We start from the raw sequence: 17,025 nt of genomic DNA, 5'->3' as shown, positions 1-17,025 counted from the left end.
CGTCCAAAATTTAGCAGTGCCCTCAGCTCCGTGCCAGCCCATCGGGAACAGGGTTAACTTCTGTCATAACAAAGATGCCTTGTGTTTACGTGTCTAGTTGCAGTACTCGATTTTCACATCAGGGGTATCGTCTTCCATATTATTATTACTTGGGTAAATAACGAATACTCCATTCCCATAATCCCATGTGTGCAGGCTATAACCGGAAGACTCAGCCAGGTATACAACGGGCTCCCACTCGTTGGAATTGTCTCTTTTTATGTAGACCTTTTGAATCTGGCTGTTTGCTGGAAGGTTTGAATAGAAATTGTAAATATCGATCTCCATGATCCAGGAATAGTCCCAGACAAGATCTTTGAAAATAAATTCCTTTGGATCAGAGCATGCGGGCACTTCTTTCGGAACAATGATTGTAACTGTCACCGTATCTTTTGCAGACAGCTTATCCGCATCGGTCACAATCAACTCAAAATCATAATTGCCAGCCGCAGTAAGCCCACTTGCATGAGCTTTGACATTTGAAAAGTGTTCTTGCGAAATTTTGACTGCGGAAGGTCCTGCAATTAATCTCCACTGATAAGAGACAATGTTACGATCCAGGTCTGTGCTGGCACTGCCGTTTAAAATGTAATCTTTATACGGGTGATAGATGGTTGTATCATTGCCGGCACGTGCAATTGGAGCAATGGGTTGGGGTGGAATGTCAGGGGAAACAGCACCTTCTTCTTTGTTACATGCAACGCATAGCAGGAGGAGTGTAAAAATTAGATTTCTGGACGAACAGAGGTGCCTTTTCATGCCCTTATTTGTGAAACTATTGTTTTGTCATATACCTTCCATTTTTAAATACAAACCATTCGTTTTCAGATCTGTAAACCTTCTATTGCTATTACGATTAGATGTACGAAATCCATATTAACTTAGAGCATCAAGTACTTGGTTAATTTGGTAAAACCATTGCAATCTGAGGTGAAGTCACAGAACCTTATACCTGATAAAAGGCCAGACCGGATATCTGGTTTAAGAAACCTCGTAAATACTCTTTGCATCATTCCCTTTACAACATTATCTGTAGATCAAGGTTCTGTTTGCCAAAGCCATAAGACAATGCTACACACCGACACAGGCCGCTTAGAAAACAAGTCCTGCTCGCAGGACTTGTTTGAAACATCAGCTCTCTACCTCTGCGCTTCCACCTTCCTGCACCGTGACTCCTTCTTCTTCCTTCTTGCTCTCCAACACGTCTTTTACATACAGTTCGTTTATCACGACAATCAGCACAGCCAGGATGGGGGCCGCCATCAACAGTCCTAATCCGCCCTGTAGTATACCCAGCAGCACCTGAAAGAAGAGTAGCAAGGCAGGAGGCAGATCCACCGTTTTCTGGAATATTATCGGGGTGATGACGTAAGACTCCACCATTTGAATGCCACCGTACACGATGATGACAAGGAGCGCCATATCGGGACCTACCGTAAGCCCGACCAGCACGGCAGGTATACCTGCTAACCAGGGTCCGATGTTCGGTATAAACGCCAGAAAAAAGGCGATCAGGCCAAGTGCTAAAGCCAGCGGCAGGCCGATGATCGTATACGCCAGGGCCGTGCTGACACCAATGATCGCCATGGCTGACAACATACCCAGTAGCCACATTTTCAAGGTATAGTAGCATTTGTGCAGCACTTCCAATATCCGGGTGCGCCGGTGCTCGGGAAAGAGCTTCACAAAGCCGTGGGTGTAGAGTGTCGGGTTTGATGCAAAGAATAGCGCCGTGATCACCACAATGAAAAAGTCAGCCAGAAGGCTCAGCGTAGATGAAAAAGCGCCCGTAACGCGTTGCAACAGCTCCTTTTGCTCAGGCATCATCCGGTTGTAGTCTTCGGGCAGCTGCTCTACTAACCGGCGGCCCCAGTTATACTGGCTCAGCCACTCCTGCAAACTGCTGAAAGCCTGTGGGATTGTTTCGCGCATTTCACCGGCTTGTTCATAAACAGTAGGCGCTACCAGCATAAAGGCCCCTATTAACAGGCCAAAAACCAGCAGCGTTACCAGCAACAGGCTCAGCCAGCGTTTCAGGCCAAGATGCCCCACCACCCAGTCTGTAAGTCCGCAAAACAGCACAGCCAGCAGAATACCGGCAAACACCAACAGGAAGAAGTAAGTCGCCTCGATCAGCAGGTAAAACCCAGAGACAATCAGCAACACGATAAAAGCGGCCAGCGCCACGCGTTTGGCAAATGAAAGTTTTGGAAGCATCGTCCGCTTTTTTATAAGTTCAGTTATAACGCTCGAATTGCCTATACTTACTGCAAACTACCTTTTACAGTTACTCTTCCTGCGCACGGTCAACAGAATGCCAGTATCTGACGGGCTGCCACGACGGAGATAAGCAGAAAGGCGCTGGTGGCGAAAGCCCAATATTTTAAAAACCTATTACTTGAATTTAAGCCGATAAAGGCTTACTTTCGTGCGTCCAATAAAACTGAAAGCATGAACATACACGAATATCAGGCTAAAGAGATTCTGAAAAGCTACGGCGTTCGCATACAGGAAGGCATCGTGGCGGAAACGCCAGACCAGGCTGTAAAAGCGGCTATGAAACTGACCGAAGAAACCGGCACAGGCTGGCACGTGATCAAAGCGCAAATTCATGCGGGTGGCCGTGGTAAAGGCGGTGGCGTAAAGCTGGCCAAAAACCTGGATCAGGTGAAGCAGATCGCTAACGACATCCTGGGTATGACGCTGGTAACGCACCAAACTGGTCCTGAAGGCAAACTGGTACAGAAAGTACTCGTAGCGCAGGACGTATACTACCCTGGCGAGTCTGATCCGAAGGAGTACTACCTGAGCATCCTGCTGGACCGCGCCAAAGGCCGCAACGTGATCATGGCATCTACTGAAGGTGGTATGGACATCGAGGAAGTGGCTGAGAAAACGCCTGAGAAAATCATCAAAGAGTGGATTGACCCGGCTGTAGGGCTGCGTCCGTTCCAGGCCAACAAAATTGCCTTCGCATTTGGTTTGCAGGGTGAAGCTTTCAAGGAAATGGTGAAATTCATCACCAACCTCTACAGAGCTTATGTTGACACCGACTCTTCTATGTTCGAGATCAACCCGGTACTGAAGACTTCTGACAACAAAATTCTGGCAGTAGACGCCAAAGTGGACCTGGACGACAACGCCCTGTTCCGTCACAAAAACCTGGCTGCCCTGCGCGATACTTCAGAAGAAGATCCGTTGGAAGTAGAGGCAAGCGAGTCGAACCTGAACTACGTGAAGCTGGATGGCAACGTAGGCTGTATGGTAAACGGTGCCGGTCTTGCGATGGCTACCATGGATATCATCAAGCTTTCTGGCGGCGAGCCTGCTAACTTCCTGGACGTAGGGGGTGGGGCAAACGCACAGACGGTTGAGGCTGGTTTCCGCATCATCCTGAAAGACCCGAACGTGAAAGCTATCCTGATCAACATCTTTGGCGGTATCGTTCGTTGCGACCGTGTTGCCAACGGTGTAGTGGAGGCTTACAAGAACATCGGCGACATCAACGTGCCAATCATTGTTCGTCTGCAAGGAACAAACGCCGAAGAAGGCGCCCGCATCATCGACGAGTCTGGCCTGAAGGTATACTCTGCTGTAGCGCTGAAAGAAGCCGCTGAGAAAGTGAAGCAGGTATTGGCTGAAGTAGGAGCTTAATCCGAGCAACATATATAAGCAAAAGGGGCTGCCAGTGATGGCAGCCCCTTTTGTTTATACAATCTCTAACTCCACATTGATGTTGCCCCGCGTGCCGACCGAGTAAGGACACACCTCATGCGCTTCGTCCACGAGTTCTTTTGCTTTATCCTTTTCAAGTCCCTGCAAGTGTACTTCCAACTTCACGCCCAAGCCATACTTTCCGTCCTCTGACTTGAGTAAGTCCACGTGCGCCTTTACAGTAGACTCCGGATTTAACCGGATATGCTGCTTACCAGCCACTAACAGCAAGGCGCTCTGAAAACAGGCCGCATACCCTGCCGCAAACAGCTGCTCTGGATTAGACTTCCCCTTCTCCCCTCCCAGACCCTCAGGCAATGAGAGTGGCATATCAATCACGCCATCTGATGATGTAACATGGCCTCTGCGGCCTCCTGTGGCAGTAACCTCTGCCGTATACACTGTTTCCATAGCTTCCTGATTTCGTTTGCTTGATTTGAAATATTATTTATTAACTCTCAAATTCTTCTTATTGTTTTAGGTATGAAGCAATTAAGAGTGCATTATACATTAATACCTGCCCGCTATACCTTTCTGAATTATAAATATCGATACTAAAATTTCCTTTTTAGCGCATTGTTTCTATTTTTGCAACACGATAAGCACCCGTAGTTCAATTGGATAGAATATCGGATTTCGGCTCCGAGGGTTAGGGGTTCGAATCCTCTCGGGTGCACCAGTACAATTTCAAGCGCTAGCTACTGCAAAGTGGTTAGCGCTTTTTTATTGCTCCATTGCCATGTATCAGCCATTTCATCATATGTCACCTTCATTATCTCACAGTACCTTAAGCCGGGGCAAAGGATGGACAAAACCGCTGTGACCAAAAGAAGACTGTCTCACTATCTTAGCCAGATATCTTGTCAAGTTCACTAGACTGCTGAACAAGCACGGGATATAACCGAAAACTGTAAACTGAACCCAAGGGAACATAAGGGGCTGCTGCTGACCTGTTGTAAGAATTGCATAGGAGCAGCGCTGAGCATTCACCTCGTGGCAGAGGAGGCTGAGTCATGAGTACGTGCCTGTTTTGTTACCAGCCACTGTCAGAAGGGGACGCAAACTTCCACCTGAGGTGTATCAAAAAACTCTTCGGCTAGGCTACTCCTCCTACCCTGCCATACACCGAAACGCAGCTGGAGGAACTGGCAGAGCAGATGGTCCGCAGCCAGATCGCAGTGACCGGCGTGCAGTCCAAGCTATCGCTGGAGCCGGCCCCCGGCATGAGAGAAGGAGATAGAGCTGGTGTACAACGACTGGTACCAGCGAAAGGACAAAATGCAGGTACTTCAGAAGTTTGAACGGCGGTAAACCGACTCACCTGCCTGCACACAGACGAATTACACGTATTCTTTGTGAGAGCCGTGTTAGATCTTGAGGAATTGTCCTGATGATGGCGCTAACGCAAAAGCGTTTCTTTCACATAGTCATAACTTTGTTTGATGCTTTCAAAGGGATCCATGGAGGCGGTAAAGTTCTCTTGCTCCACAAAGATACGCTCCACACCTGACTGTTGCGCCTGTTCGAAAATGGTTGCATAGTTTATACTGCCGCTACCAATTTCCGTGTTCAGGATTGGGGTGTTTTTATCCATATCCTTCACATGCCACATCACAAAGCGCCCCGGATGCTGCCTGAAATAAGCAAGCGGGTCCTGTGCGCCCCGCACAAACCAATACAGGTCGGCCTCGAATTTCACCAGCTCCGGGTCGGTTTCTTTCAGCAGTATGTCATACCCGGTGGTATCGCCGAAACGCTGGAACTCAAAATCGTGGTTATGGTAAGCGAGTTGCAGGTTCGAGGCCTGGCATAGTTCGCCTGCTTTGTTCAGCTTCTCGGCAATGGCTTTGTACGCATCGGCACCTTTCCGCACCTCTTCCCCTAGGTAGGGCACTGTAATGTAGTCTTGCCCAAGCTCTCTTCCAGCATCAATATAGGTTTTCACCTGGTCCGTGTTTCCAGTGGCGGCATACTGGCCAAAATCGTAATGGCCGCTGCTGGAGGTCAGGTTGTTGGCATTTAGCAACTCCCGGAACGCCTTGGGATGCAAGCCCCAAAAACCGTTTTCTTTTGAGTAGCCATAGGTTTCCACGTCACGGTAACCAGCCCTGGCCACCTTCCCTATCACGCCTTTCACATCGCTGCCGATTACCTCACGCAAGGTATAGAGCTGCAGGCCAATCGCGTCAAGAGTGGCCCGTGTGTTGCCTGTCACTGCTTCGCCAGAGGCATCTGCTATACCTGTTGCTTCATCGGTGCGCTGTTCGGGGGAGCTGCACGAGATTGCCGCCGGGGTCAGCACAAATCCTGCAGAGAGCATTCCCAGCTGCTGCAAAAAAGAGCGCCTGTTTTTCATGGTCTTATTTTGAAGTGAAGATTACGTTTTGCCTCCATACTGCGGCTATACCTTTGTTAAACATCACAAATCTGGATGGACTGTTTCAAGGAAGCCAGTTTGTCGGAGCGTGTCGGAATAAACTCCTGCGCTACGTAGCCTTTAAATCCGGTATCGCGGATGGCCCGCATGATAGCCGGATAATTTAGCTCCTGCGTCTCGTCTATCTCATTACGCCCCGGCACGCCGGCGGTATGGTAATGGGCAATATACTGATGGTTGTCGCGGATTGTCCGGATAATGTCGCCCTCGTCAATCTGCATGTGGTAGATATCGTAGAGCAGCCGGAAATTGTCGGAACCCAGCCGCTTGACCAACTCTACCCCCCAGGAAGTACGGCTGCACATATAATCTTTGTGGTCAACCCTGCTGTTGAGCAGCTCCATCACCAGTACGACCTTGTGCTTTTCGGCGAGCGGCAGAATTTTTCGCAGCCCTTCCACCGCATGCTGCAGGCCACTTTCGTCATCCATTCCGTTGCGGTTGCCACTAAAGCAAATCAGGTTCGTATACCCGGCCTTAGCCACCATCGGAATCATGTCCGAGTAGTTTTTGATGAGCGTGGCATGGTGCTGCGTATTGTTCCAGCCTTCTGTCAGGCTTATCTCAGCGCCATTGCACATCGTTGATTCCAGTCCATGCTGCTTTAGCACAGGCCAGTCTTTCGGACCAACCAGGTCTATTCCCCGGATGCCCATTTCTTTTGCCGCCTTGCAGAGCTCGTCTACGGTGAGGTCGCTAAAACACCAGCGGCTGACAGCATGGTTGATGTTTCCTTTCAGCTGCGTATTTCCTGCCGGTTGCTGGGCACAGGCTGTTATGGCTGGCAGCAGGCCAGCTGTTGTAAGCGCGGCAGTTCCGGCAACAATACCTTTCAGTGCGGTTCTTCTTTGTTTCTCAAATGACATGATAGTATCAGGTATAGCTAGGGTAGTTTTCCGACGGCTGGGGCTGCTTCGGCTTCCGGCGTAAGGGGGTTGCTGATTGGCTGCGCCGTGTTTCTATCTTTAAAAAACAGCACAAACAGCAGGAGCACTACCCCGGCAATAGCCGCAGGTATAAGCCAAATCGTTCTCCAGTCGTGGCCGCCTGAAGGGAGTTGGTACGCATCTACGATCACACCCGAAAGCAAAGAGCCGATAAGCATACCTACGCCATAGGTGGCCAGTGTAATCAGCCCCTGGGCAGAACTCTTAAAACGCTCACCAGCCAGGTTGTCGGTATAGATCTGCCCGGTCACGAAAAAGAAGTCGTAGCAGATGCCGTGCAGCACGATGCCGCCTATCAGCATCCAGTAGCCGCTTTCCACATCGCCGAAGGCAAACAGCACATAGCGCAGCACCCAGGCCAGCATGCCAATTGCCAGCATTTTCTTCACACCCAGCCTGATAAAGAAAAAGGGCATCAGCAGCATGAATAACAATTCCGAAATCTGCCCGAGCGATTGCTTGCCCGCAGCCGCCTCCATACCTACTTCGTTTAGGAAGGGGTTGGTAAAGCCATAATAGAATGCGAGCGGCACACAGATAGCCACCGACGACAGGAAGAAAAGCAGGTAAGAACGGTTCTTTAATATACCAATAGCATCGAGCCCCACCAAATCGGCAAACGTTGTTTTCTCCCCTTTCTTAACCGGCGGTGTGGAGGGCAGGGTAAAGCTGAACAAGCCCAGCAGCACCGAGGCTAAAGCAGCCATCTTAAAAGTCAGATCCAGTTGATTGGTCTGCTCCCAGTTCAGCCATCCAATGGTGAGGCCGGCCACTACCCAACCCAGCGTACCCAGCACCCGGATCGGAGGAAATTCTTTGCTGGGGTCCTTCATCTGGCGAAACGAGATGGAATTGACCAACGCTAATGTGGGCATATAAACAATCATGTAGACCAGGATAAACGGATAGAAGCTGTCGAAGTCTGCCACGACCGATGCCTGCCAGAGCAGCCCCGCGCCTATCAGGTGAAGTATACCCAGAATGCGCTGCGCCGGAAAGAACTTATCGGCTATTAGCCCGATGAAGAAGGGCGCCGCAATGGCCCCGATGGACTGCGTCAGGAATGCCATACCTACCTGCGTGCCGGATGTTTCGAGGTTGGCCAGCAGGTAGGTACCCAACGTAACAAACCATGCGCCCCAGATAAAAAACTCCAGGAACATCATGACCGATAATTTGATGCGGGTGAGTGAATGCATAAGGGAAGCGTTACATGATAAGGTTGAAACAATGGCAACCCCGGCAAACACTCGCCAAGGTATAGGTCTATTAGTTACAGTCTTTTAATCCGGATATTGCGGAACCACACATCGTCTCCGTGGTCTTGCAGGGCTATTTTGCCGGATTTGAACGCACCAAAGTCCGGCATATCCTTAAACTTACTTCCGGCTATCAGCTTTCGCCAGTTGTCGTCCCACATGGTAGTACTAACCACCTTCGTGCCGTTGAGGTAAAACTCCAGCTGACCCTGGTTGCTGATAATCTCGACTGCGTTCCACTCTCCTGCCGGCTTCACTGTTTCCGGGCTGCTGGCTATCAGGTCGTAAAGGTCGCCGGCGCGGTGTGTCTTTATCTTGGCATCCGGGTGGCCCTCATTGTCCAGTACCTGCATTTCGGGTCCGGTATGCCAGGCATATTCGTATTTAGCCGGATCTTCCTGCACATAAATCATGATGCCGCTATTGCCGTTGCGGGCGATGCGCCATTCGAGCTGCAGGTGAAAGTTGTCAAATTTCTGTGCCGTCACGATATCACCGCCCTCGCTGGTCTGCCAGTCTTTCTTGCTGGAGGCGTCGAGGCGCAGCGTACCGTCCTCTACTTTCCAGGCCTTGCCAATGCTGTCTTTGCCGTAGGTATGCCAGCCTTGCGTGGTCTTGCCGTCGAACAGGTTTTCCCAGCCTTCTTCTACAGGGGTGGCCTGTGCCTGCGTGTTTTCATTTTCGGTGGTAGCCATGTCGTTTTCTGATTGCGGGGACTGGCAGGACACCAGCACGGTGCTTAGGATTATACCAAGGAGAATGTTGCGTAGCATAGTTGTTTTTTATCGAAGGGATACAATGTAACGGGCCATTTCACGGGCGTCTTCTCTGCTGATGTTTGGGTGTGCCGCCATCGGGATCTCACCCCATACACCGGCACCGCCCTCTATTATCTTACTTGCCAGGTAGTCTATGTTTTTATCAGTGGCCTCATACTTGCGGGCTACTTCGGTATAGGAAGGCCCCACCAGCTTTTCGTCTACCCTGTGGCATGCCATGCAGTCAGACTGGGCAATCAGTTTTTCGCCTTTCACGGTGCTTTGGGTTGAAGTTGCGCCAGCCGTGCGGTCTGTGCCGATGTTCATGATACTTGTGTCTACTTCCGGCTGCCGGATGGCGGCGTTTACAGCCGCTGCTGCAGTAGAGTCTACTTCTGAATTCCCAATCTGCCTATCTTCTGTTGTGGTAGACTCGTCTCCGCTATTGCAGGCTGCCAGCAAAGCGCAGCATCCTAAAAGCATAATCATGTTTTTCATCTTGGTAGTCTTATTTTGGTAATTGCTATACCTTAAAATCAGTCCATTTTTTATCGGATTTCCCGGAGGCGATTACATTTTTGATAAAAGCCATTCCGCGTACACCCTCTTCTATACTTGGGTAATCCTGCCATTCTTTTTGTGGCTTCTCCCCTTCCATTTCTGCTTTGATGCACAAGGCGAAGTTCCGGTACAGGTTAGCGAATGCCTCCAGATAACCTTCCGGGTGACCGGCCGGTGTGCGGGCATTGTGTTGGGCGTAGGAACTAACGTAACCAGTGCCGGTGCGCCATAACTCGGTAGGGCGGTCCAGCCATTTTACTTGTAGCGTGTTAGCGTCTGCGTGCTGCCAGTCTACGCTGCCATGCTCCCCGTACACCCGTATGCGGAGGTTGTTTTCTTCCCCGGCCGCCACTTGCGTTGCTATCAGCACACCGCTGGCCCCATTGTCAAAGCGCAGCAGCACGGCGCCGTCATCGTCGAGTTTCCGGCCTTTTACCACAATGTTGATGTCAGCACAGAGTTGCGTTACCTGCAGCCCGCTGACGTACTCTGCCAGATTAAAAGCATGTGTGCCGATATCGCCCATGGATCCTGCTATACCGCTTTGGCTGGGGTCTGTGCGCCAGGATGCCTGCTTGTTGTCGCCCCCTTCCTCAAACCGGCTCAGCCAGCCTTGCGGGTACTCTACATACACCTTCCGGATGTTGCCTAACTTGCCGGAGGCCACCAGTTGGCGCGCCTCTTTTACCATGGGGTAGCCGGTATAGGTATGCGTCAGGCAAAACAACCTACCAGACTGGTCGGCTATGCTGCGCAGCTCAAGGGCCTCCTGCAGTGAGAAGGTCATGGGTTTGTCGAGCACCACATGGAAGCCATGCTCCAGCGCCATACGGGCCGGTTCGAAATGCAGGTGGTTGGGGGTGACGATGCTGATGACCTGCACGCGCTCATCTTCCGGCAACTGCGCCTCCTGCCGGAACAGTTCCTGGTACGAATCATACACCCGGTCTGGTGACAGGCCGAGCGAGGCACCGCAGGCACGGGATTTCTCGGGGTTGCTGCTAAAAGCGCCGCACACCAGTTCGTAAGCGCCGTCCAGTTGCGCCGCGATGCGGTGTACCGCCCCGATGAAAGCTCCCTTGCCCCCACCTATCATCCCTAAGCGTAATTTTTTATGCATATGTTCTGAATCTTTCAGGTATAGCTTAACCCGCTATACCTGGTGATGCTATTGTATACCTGTGCGCAAACAAAAAATCAAATCAGGTGGCCCAGGCCCGGTCTCCTTTTTTATAGTCCATGCAACCGTCGTATTTACCGGGTGTTTCGATGTAGCGCAGCGCCTGTGTAGCCCCGACTTCCGACGAGAAGAAACCGAGCATGGTGAGCTCTTTCATCATCCGGAAATAATGGCTCGGCTCCTCCGGCTGCTTGCTTGCCATGTACGCTTTCTGCTCCTCGTCAAGCTCCCGGAGCAGCGTAGTGCGCTGGCCAGTGTCCAGCTTCAGGAAACCTTTGTTAAATTTCTTTTCGCTTGCTTCGTCCAGTTTTTTGAGGCCATCCAGAAACACCTGCTGGTCTTCTTTCTTGTAACAGTCCTGCACCATAACGGCCATAAAGGCCCCCACGTTGGCAGCCTTGGCGCCCGGTGTGCTGGTCGCAGGCAGAATGGTCTCGCCTACTTCATCTAAAAAGATTACTTGGGCTTCGTCAAACAAGTCGTTTACCCTGGCAGGTTTGGAGGTGCAGGACACCAGCAGTTCGGCGCTGACGAGTGTTCCGCCCAGCACCCAGCCTACGGCGGCTATCGCTTCTCTTCTATTCATAAGGTATACGGGTTACAGGTTCTGTTTTTTCAATTCGCTCACGGCATGATCAACAGCGCGCGCGGTTAGGGCCATATAAGTCAACGATGGGTTCTGACAACCGCCGGAGGTCATGGCGGCACCGTCTGTCACATAGACGTTTTTGGCGTCCCATACCTGGTTCCATTCATTCAGCACCGATGTCTTGGGGTCTCTTCCCATGCGGGCTGTTCCCATCTCGTGTATACCCTGCCCCACGGCATAGCCGGCATTGAAGATTTTCACATCCTTTATGCCGGCGTTTTCCAGTATCTCCTTGGCGTCTTCCCCCATGTCCTTGCGCATCTTCAGTTCGTTTTCCTTCAACTCGCAATCGATATCAAGCACGGGCAACCCCCACTTATCCTTTTTGCTGTGGTTGAGGCTGACTTTGTTTTCATGATAAGGCAGGATTTCGCCAAAGGCGGTGATGCCCATTGACCAGTCGCCCGGCTCGCAGAGCGCATCTTTCAGGTCGCCCCCGATGCTCATTTCGGCAATTTCGCGGCCCCAGCCGCTGCGTCCCGCGCCGCCCTGGTAGCCGAATCCCCGGATGTAGTCCCGCTTGTCGCCGTTAACGTTTCGGAACCGCGGAATATAAATTCCGTTGGGGCGCCGGCCGAAGTAATATTTGTCATCGTACCCTTCGGCTCTGCCAGAGGCACCCACCCGAAAATGGTGATCCATCAGGTTATGACCCAAAACGCCGCTGCTACTTCCCAAGCCGCCTTCCCATACATCGGTGGCGGAGTTCATCAGCACCCAGGTAGAGTTGAGGGTCGACGCATTCAGGAACACGATTTTGGCGAAATATTCGTAGGTCTGATTTGTTTCCGCATCCAACACTTCCACCCCTTTTGCTTTGCGGGTATCTTTGTCGTACAGAATCCTGGTCACGATAGAGAAAGGGCGAAGGGTGAGGTTACCCGTGGCCATGGCGGCCGGAAGCGTGGAGGACTGCGTGCTGAAGTAAGAGCCGAACGGGCAGCCCAGCCAGCATTTGCTGCGGTACTGGCAATTGGCTCTGTTCTGGGTAGGCTGCGTGATGTTCGCCACCCGACCAATAATCATGTGGCGTTCCCCTTTGTAGTGTGCTTTGATGCGTGCTGCCACGTCTTTCTCGACACAGTTCATTTCCATAGGAGGCATAAATTCGCCATCCGGCAAATGCGGTATACCTTCCTTGGAACCACTGATGCCAGCAAACTTCTCCACATAGCTATACCATGGGGCAATATCTTTGTAGCGGATGGGCCAGTCCACGGCTATACCTTCTTTGGCATTGGCCTCGAAGTCAATCTCGGCCAGGCGGTAACTTTGCCTGCCCCACATGAGCGAGCGGCCGCCTACCTGGTAGCCACGGAACCAATCGAAGCGCTTGGTTTCGGTATAGGGGCTTTCCTGCTCGTTTACCCAGAAATCGAGGTTGGTTTCGTTGAGAGGGTAGTCGCGTTTGAGCACCGGGTAATTTTCAATCATCTCCTGTGTGCGGCCTCCTCTGTGCGGAAAGTCCCAGGGGTGCTTCTGGGCATTCACGTAATCCTTCACGTGTTCTATGTTTCTGCCGCGCTCCAGCATAATTGTTTTTAAGCCTTTCTCAGTGAGTTCTTTGGCAGCCCAGCCACCCGAGATTCCCGACCCTATAACAATTGCGTCATACACATTATCAGCCATATCAAGATATAATTACCAGTGTTGAAGGTTAAAGTGGAAATCTGGTTCCTTCTGAGTAAAAGTATCCGGAAATGGGTTTAAAACATATTTAAACACCAATAACCAGGTTTAAAAACAGTCTGGAGGTACCAGTAAGCAAGCGTAATGAATAACTAATATTATCCTTTTAAGACAGAAAAGCAAACATTATCGACTATTAAACAGGTATATAGGTATAAAGAGTTACTAACGTATATCTAGCCTGCCAGCTCCCGCATGGTCATGACCGGAATGTCCTTGTTGGACGGTTGCTTCAATTCCTGAAAACCTGTTGCGTCGTACTGGTAACCGTTCTCTGTCAGGGGCCATAGCATCGGGGCCAGGTATAAGGTGGCAGCTTTAAAGCCCTGTAAGATGGCTCCCATATTGCCAGTGCCTTTGGAGAGAGCCGCTTCGTTTTCAATTTCGAAGGGGCCAGTAAAATCTACCTCTTTGAGTGCGCTCACGAAGGCGCGCCAGTCCATACTGTCTGAGCCTCCAAAGCCGGGCAGCATGGCTTCGTAGTTGTGTCGGTCCCACTCGTGGCGGCAGGTGGGCACTCCTGCACGCCGGGCCAACTCCCCATCTACCAACTGCATCGGGTACATGTTACCCCAGTACACGTTGTTGCCGTTGCGCGTAGCTTTTACGTGAATGCGGTGCAGTCGCTTTACATCAGTATGTAGGATTACCTCAACCGGGTCTACGTGTTGCCAGACGTCGTGCGATGGGTCGTAGATTTCGCCGTGCGCGCTGCTCGGAATCATCTCGTACATCAGCTTTCGCGCGGCCAGCACGCCTGTCAGGTTATTAAACGTGGAGGTATAACCAGCAGAACGCCAACCCTCCATCGGGCAGTTCTCATATAGAACAGTCACGCCCAGGTCTTCGGCATACCGGATGATGGGACTGAAAATGCGGGCGTACTCGTCCAGATTTTTCTGAAAGCCGTTTTCCTGGTTACCAAGCTCATGGTTATAGCCGACAAATGTACCTACCTTTACATCGTTCTCGTTGCCCCCCAGCAGGTGAGCCATCCGGATAAGGCGCAGCAAATGGTTTTGGTTTCGGACACGCTGTTCCGGGTCGCCCCCAATCAGGTTGTCAAAAGCGCCAAGGGAAAGGCGGAGGCGGGCCCGGTTAAATTTGTCGAGCAGGGCGCTGGCCTCTTTCGGCCCGAAGTGCTCATAGTCCAGGTGGGTTGCCACGAAGTCGTCGCGGGTACCGTCTTTGCGGAATACACAAACATCCAGGCCTTGCACACCTATTTCGGCCGCCCTGTCCAGAATTTCATCTAAATTCAGCTGGTCAAAGGCTGAGGTCATCATCCAAATTTGATTATTCATAAGCATGCTGCCGCTTTAGGATTTACAGGATATTTGCTGAGTGGCTTCCCATGATACATACTAGCCATAGAAACACAGACAAATAATTAGAACGCAATGTGATAATAAGTTATAAGATTCTGGTTACAGCTCCAAATCAGCCGCATATTATATTGTATCGCTATTCAGCTTGGATGTCGCACGCATCAAGATTCTGCTCACCCCAGATACAACTTATACCTACACTCAGGCGAGAGGCCAAATGCTTTCGATCGGCTTGATATCTTTCCTGTACAGTTCCCTGCCTTTAGGTGCTGATGGCTATTTTTCACACTTCTTTTTCTGAAAATTAGTGGACAACCATAATTGACTCAGCGAATATAACATGCGTAAATCATCCACAAAATGATTCAAAATTCGTACTCCCGAGAGCACCAATACAATTTAAAGCGCCAGCTACTGCAAAAGTGGTTGGCGCTTTTTTGCTTGGTGAGCCCTTCTATAGAAAGAAACTGTTAATTGAAGAGATAGCGAGTGCAATCACATAGACCAGGATCAACCATCTAAAAAGCACTTTTCTGCTAATAAGCCGCTTTAAAAACGGATAAAACAGAAAATACGCAAAGCCTATGATGATCAGAATGTAGAGGAGCGCTTTTAACAATTTTAGATGTAATTTTATTCGATCGCAGCGGGAGCGACCGGGATTAGCTTGGATAGGCAAAGTTATAAAATTGGTCTGCCAATCCCTACCTCCGGGTGCTATCTTCTATTCGTACAGCCTGTTACAAAGTGAGATTTTTATACTTATGCAAGAAAACACCGTGGATAAACAACATGACCTGCTCCGTGTGCTCACGCTAAAAGATGCGGTGGGCGTTGGTCTGGGCGCCATCATTGGGGCAGGTATATTTGTCGTGACTGGTGTTGCGGCTGGTTTGGCTGGTCCGGCCTTTCTGCTCGGTTTGCTATTTGCAGGTATAATTGCGGCCTTCAACGCACTATCGTCTGCACAGCTGGCTGCCGTATACCCACACTCCGGTGGCACTTACGAGTATGGCTACCGGCTCCTAAACCCCACGCTCGGTTTCTCTGCAGGATGGATGTTTCTGATCAGCAAGCTGTCGGCAGCGGGTGTTGTCGCCATTGGTTTTGGCAGCTACTTCTACCAGCTTATCCCTGTCTTTTCTGCTCTGGCCCTCTCTGTGCTGGCCGTGCTCGTGCTTACTATTGCCAACTACTTCGGCATCAAAAAAGCTGGTGTGCTTAATCTTGCTATTGTTTCGGTAACACTTATTTCGCTGCTATCCCTGGTGTTTAGCGGCATACCTGCTGTCAAACAAGAAAACTTTCAGCCCTTTGCTCCCTTTGGTATGGCAGGTGTAGCGGAAGCTTCGGCTTTGCTGTTTTTCGCTTTTACGGGGTATGCCCGCATTGCCACACTGGCTGAGGAAGTCCGGGAACCTCACAAAACGATTCCGCGTGCGGTCATCATTACCATCGTTTCGGCCATTGTGCTGTATGCAGCCGTTTCGCTGGTAGCCGTCGGCGTGATCGGCACGGACCGAATGGCAGATAGCAAATCGCCTTTGCAGGTTGTGGCGGAGGCACTAAGCACGCCCGCGATCCGGACTGTGATCACGATCGGAGCATCTACTGCCATGCTTGGGGTGCTCCTGAGTCAGATTTTGGGAATAAGCCGCATGATGCTGGCCATGGGAAGGCGACATGATCTACCACCGGTGTTTGAGCAAATACACCGCCGCTTCCGGGTACCGCATGTAGGTATTCTCCTGACGGGCACAATCATTCTGCTTCTGACCTTGGCGGGTTCTTTCGAATTCATCCTGCGTTCGGCCTCCTTCACGATCTTGCTATATTACAGCATCACCAACATAGCTGCTTTAAAGCAACCGAATTCGGAGCAGCTCTACGGAAAGATCATACCAACTCTGGGTCTTATCGGCTGCCTGGCCATGTCTGTATCACTACCACTACAGGTAATGCTCTCCGGACTTGGATTGCTGGCGATTGGATTCGTACTGCGTTTGCTGTTTCATAAGGTATACGGCAAGTAACTTTCCCCAAACTCCTTAAACTAAACAGGTATCAAACCTGAAACAATTTGCGGTATAGATACAGGCCTGGTCTTGCTATGAAACAACGTTTTTGCTATGTTGCAGAAAATTTCCGGGGTGTAGCGTAGCCTGGTATCGCGCCAGCATGGGGTGCTGGAGGTCGTGGGTTCGAATCCCGCCACTCCGACAGAAAAGGGCCTTTACAATTTGTGGAGGCCCTTCTTTATTGAAGCTGAAGTGACACTAAATGACACAGGTTTTTTAGGCAAAGCAGCGCCTATGAACACCATAAGTTACCCTCACTCTTTTCAGACACATCTAGTGAACCTTTTTATACCGCCACTCTTGTAGAATTCCCAGGCAAGCCTATCCTAATTCACCTATTTCTTCCTATATTCATTCTCTTAAAGTAAGAGATAACCACACTCTAC

14 protein-coding genes and 2 tRNA genes are annotated in these 17,025 nt (G+C 50.6%); 4 read left to right on the top strand and 12 right to left on the bottom strand.

Features of this window, described 5'->3' with window-relative positions; genetic code table 11:
* Positions 1–93: 93 nt before the first annotated feature.
* Together C8E01_RS09605 and C8E01_RS09600 are read right to left on the bottom strand one after the other, a co-directional pair.
* Positions 94–798, bottom strand: coding sequence for a PKD domain-containing protein (locus C8E01_RS09605; RefSeq protein ID WP_116543153.1), 705 nt, complete (start codon positions 796–798; stop codon positions 94–96).
* A gap of 372 nt (positions 799–1,170) precedes the next feature.
* The gene (locus tag C8E01_RS09600) at positions 1,171–2,256 is read right to left on the bottom strand and encodes an AI-2E family transporter (RefSeq protein WP_116543152.1); all 1,086 of its coding nucleotides are present in this window, start codon (positions 2,254–2,256) and stop codon (positions 1,171–1,173) included.
* A gap of 234 nt (positions 2,257–2,490) precedes the next feature.
* On the opposite strand from C8E01_RS09600, the gene sucC reads away from it, so the two are divergent.
* The gene (sucC, locus tag C8E01_RS09595; RefSeq protein WP_116543151.1) at positions 2,491–3,693 is read left to right on the top strand and encodes an ADP-forming succinate--CoA ligase subunit beta; all 1,203 of its coding nucleotides are present in this window, start codon (positions 2,491–2,493) and stop codon (positions 3,691–3,693) included.
* A 54-nt stretch (positions 3,694–3,747) separates the two neighbouring features.
* Here sucC and C8E01_RS09590 read toward each other — a convergent pair whose 3' ends face one another.
* On the bottom strand, positions 3,748–4,164 hold the full coding sequence (locus tag C8E01_RS09590; protein ID WP_116543150.1) for an organic hydroperoxide resistance protein: 417 nt from the start codon (positions 4,162–4,164) through the stop codon (positions 3,748–3,750).
* Positions 4,165–4,355: 191 nt separating this feature from the next.
* Between C8E01_RS09590 and C8E01_RS09585 the strand changes: the two genes are divergently transcribed.
* Positions 4,356–4,432 (top strand) — tRNA-Arg (locus tag C8E01_RS09585).
* 720 nt (positions 4,433–5,152) lie between these two features.
* Here C8E01_RS09585 and C8E01_RS09580 read toward each other — a convergent pair.
* The 9 genes from C8E01_RS09580 to C8E01_RS09540 all read right to left on the bottom strand — a co-directional run bounded on the left by C8E01_RS09580 (position 5,153) and on the right by C8E01_RS09540 (position 14,537).
* Positions 5,153–6,109 (bottom strand): sugar phosphate isomerase/epimerase family protein, encoded by a 957-nt coding sequence (locus tag C8E01_RS09580; RefSeq protein ID WP_116543149.1) that lies wholly within the window; start codon positions 6,107–6,109, stop codon positions 5,153–5,155.
* 56 nt (positions 6,110–6,165) lie between these two features.
* Positions 6,166–7,056 carry a hydroxypyruvate isomerase family protein gene (locus C8E01_RS09575; protein WP_116543148.1) on the bottom strand — a complete coding sequence of 297 codons (891 nt, stop codon included), beginning with the start codon at positions 7,054–7,056 and terminating at the stop codon, positions 6,166–6,168.
* A gap of 17 nt (positions 7,057–7,073) precedes the next feature.
* A complete protein-coding gene (locus C8E01_RS09570; RefSeq protein ID WP_116543147.1) occupies positions 7,074–8,336 on the bottom strand; it encodes a nucleoside permease in 1,263 nt (420 codons plus the stop codon).
* Between the two features lie 74 nt (positions 8,337–8,410).
* Positions 8,411–9,169 (bottom strand): 3-keto-disaccharide hydrolase, encoded by a 759-nt coding sequence (locus tag C8E01_RS09565; RefSeq protein ID WP_116543146.1) that lies wholly within the window; start codon positions 9,167–9,169, stop codon positions 8,411–8,413.
* Positions 9,170–9,178: 9 nt separating this feature from the next.
* The gene (locus C8E01_RS09560; protein WP_116543145.1) at positions 9,179–9,652 is read right to left on the bottom strand and encodes a c-type cytochrome; all 474 of its coding nucleotides are present in this window, start codon (positions 9,650–9,652) and stop codon (positions 9,179–9,181) included.
* Positions 9,653–9,677: 25 nt separating this feature from the next.
* A complete protein-coding gene (locus C8E01_RS09555; protein ID WP_207774885.1) occupies positions 9,678–10,835 on the bottom strand; it encodes a Gfo/Idh/MocA family protein in 1,158 nt (385 codons plus the stop codon).
* A gap of 82 nt (positions 10,836–10,917) precedes the next feature.
* On the bottom strand, positions 10,918–11,481 hold the full coding sequence (locus tag C8E01_RS09550; protein ID WP_116543143.1) for a gluconate 2-dehydrogenase subunit 3 family protein: 564 nt from the start codon (positions 11,479–11,481) through the stop codon (positions 10,918–10,920).
* A gap of 12 nt (positions 11,482–11,493) precedes the next feature.
* Positions 11,494–13,173 carry a GMC oxidoreductase gene (locus tag C8E01_RS09545; protein WP_116543142.1) on the bottom strand — a complete coding sequence of 560 codons (1,680 nt, stop codon included), beginning with the start codon at positions 13,171–13,173 and terminating at the stop codon, positions 11,494–11,496.
* A gap of 236 nt (positions 13,174–13,409) precedes the next feature.
* Positions 13,410–14,537: a sugar phosphate isomerase/epimerase family protein gene (locus tag C8E01_RS09540; protein WP_116543141.1), complete on the bottom strand. Its 1,128-nt coding sequence runs from the start codon at positions 14,535–14,537 to the stop codon at positions 13,410–13,412.
* Positions 14,538–15,325: 788 nt separating this feature from the next.
* On the opposite strand from C8E01_RS09540, the gene C8E01_RS09530 reads away from it, so the two are divergent.
* Positions 15,326–16,594, top strand: coding sequence for an APC family permease (locus C8E01_RS09530; RefSeq protein ID WP_116543139.1), 1,269 nt, complete (start codon positions 15,326–15,328; stop codon positions 16,592–16,594).
* A gap of 113 nt (positions 16,595–16,707) precedes the next feature.
* Positions 16,708–16,781, top strand: a tRNA-Pro gene (locus tag C8E01_RS09525).
* Positions 16,782–17,025 lie beyond the last annotated feature (244 nt).

Origin of the sequence: Pontibacter virosus (assembly GCF_003096355.1) — a bacterium.
Lineage (GTDB): Bacteria > Bacteroidota > Bacteroidia > Cytophagales > Hymenobacteraceae > Pontibacter > Pontibacter virosus.
Note: the sequence above shows the minus strand (reverse complement) of the source record. Positions and strands in the feature narration are given on the sequence as shown.

What these genes read in the sequence shown, in the direction of transcription:
- C8E01_RS09570 (WP_116543147.1), bottom strand. Translation starts at nt 8,336, where the DNA reads ATGCATTCACTCACCCGCATCAAATTATCGGTCATGATGTTCCTGGAG.
- C8E01_RS09565 (WP_116543146.1), bottom strand. Translation starts at nt 9,169, where the DNA reads ATGCTACGCAACATTCTCCTTGGTATAATCCTAAGCACCGTGCTGGTG.
- C8E01_RS09575 (WP_116543148.1), bottom strand. Translation starts at nt 7,056, where the DNA reads ATGTCATTTGAGAAACAAAGAAGAACCGCACTGAAAGGTATTGTTGCC.
- C8E01_RS09600 (WP_116543152.1), bottom strand. Translation starts at nt 2,256, where the DNA reads ATGCTTCCAAAACTTTCATTTGCCAAACGCGTGGCGCTGGCCGCTTTT.
- C8E01_RS09545 (WP_116543142.1), bottom strand. Translation starts at nt 13,173, where the DNA reads ATGGCTGATAATGTGTATGACGCAATTGTTATAGGGTCGGGAATCTCG.
- C8E01_RS09605 (WP_116543153.1), bottom strand. Translation starts at nt 798, where the DNA reads ATGAAAAGGCACCTCTGTTCGTCCAGAAATCTAATTTTTACACTCCTC.
- C8E01_RS09530 (WP_116543139.1), top strand. Translation starts at nt 15,326, where the DNA reads ATGCAAGAAAACACCGTGGATAAACAACATGACCTGCTCCGTGTGCTC.
- C8E01_RS09550 (WP_116543143.1), bottom strand. Translation starts at nt 11,481, where the DNA reads ATGAATAGAAGAGAAGCGATAGCCGCCGTAGGCTGGGTGCTGGGCGGA.
- C8E01_RS09560 (WP_116543145.1), bottom strand. Translation starts at nt 9,652, where the DNA reads ATGAAAAACATGATTATGCTTTTAGGATGCTGCGCTTTGCTGGCAGCC.
- C8E01_RS09555 (WP_207774885.1), bottom strand. Translation starts at nt 10,835, where the DNA reads ATGCATAAAAAATTACGCTTAGGGATGATAGGTGGGGGCAAGGGAGCT.
- C8E01_RS09590 (WP_116543150.1), bottom strand. Translation starts at nt 4,164, where the DNA reads ATGGAAACAGTGTATACGGCAGAGGTTACTGCCACAGGAGGCCGCAGA.
- C8E01_RS09540 (WP_116543141.1), bottom strand. Translation starts at nt 14,537, where the DNA reads ATGAATAATCAAATTTGGATGATGACCTCAGCCTTTGACCAGCTGAAT.
- sucC (WP_116543151.1), top strand. Translation starts at nt 2,491, where the DNA reads ATGAACATACACGAATATCAGGCTAAAGAGATTCTGAAAAGCTACGGC.
- C8E01_RS09580 (WP_116543149.1), bottom strand. Translation starts at nt 6,109, where the DNA reads ATGAAAAACAGGCGCTCTTTTTTGCAGCAGCTGGGAATGCTCTCTGCA.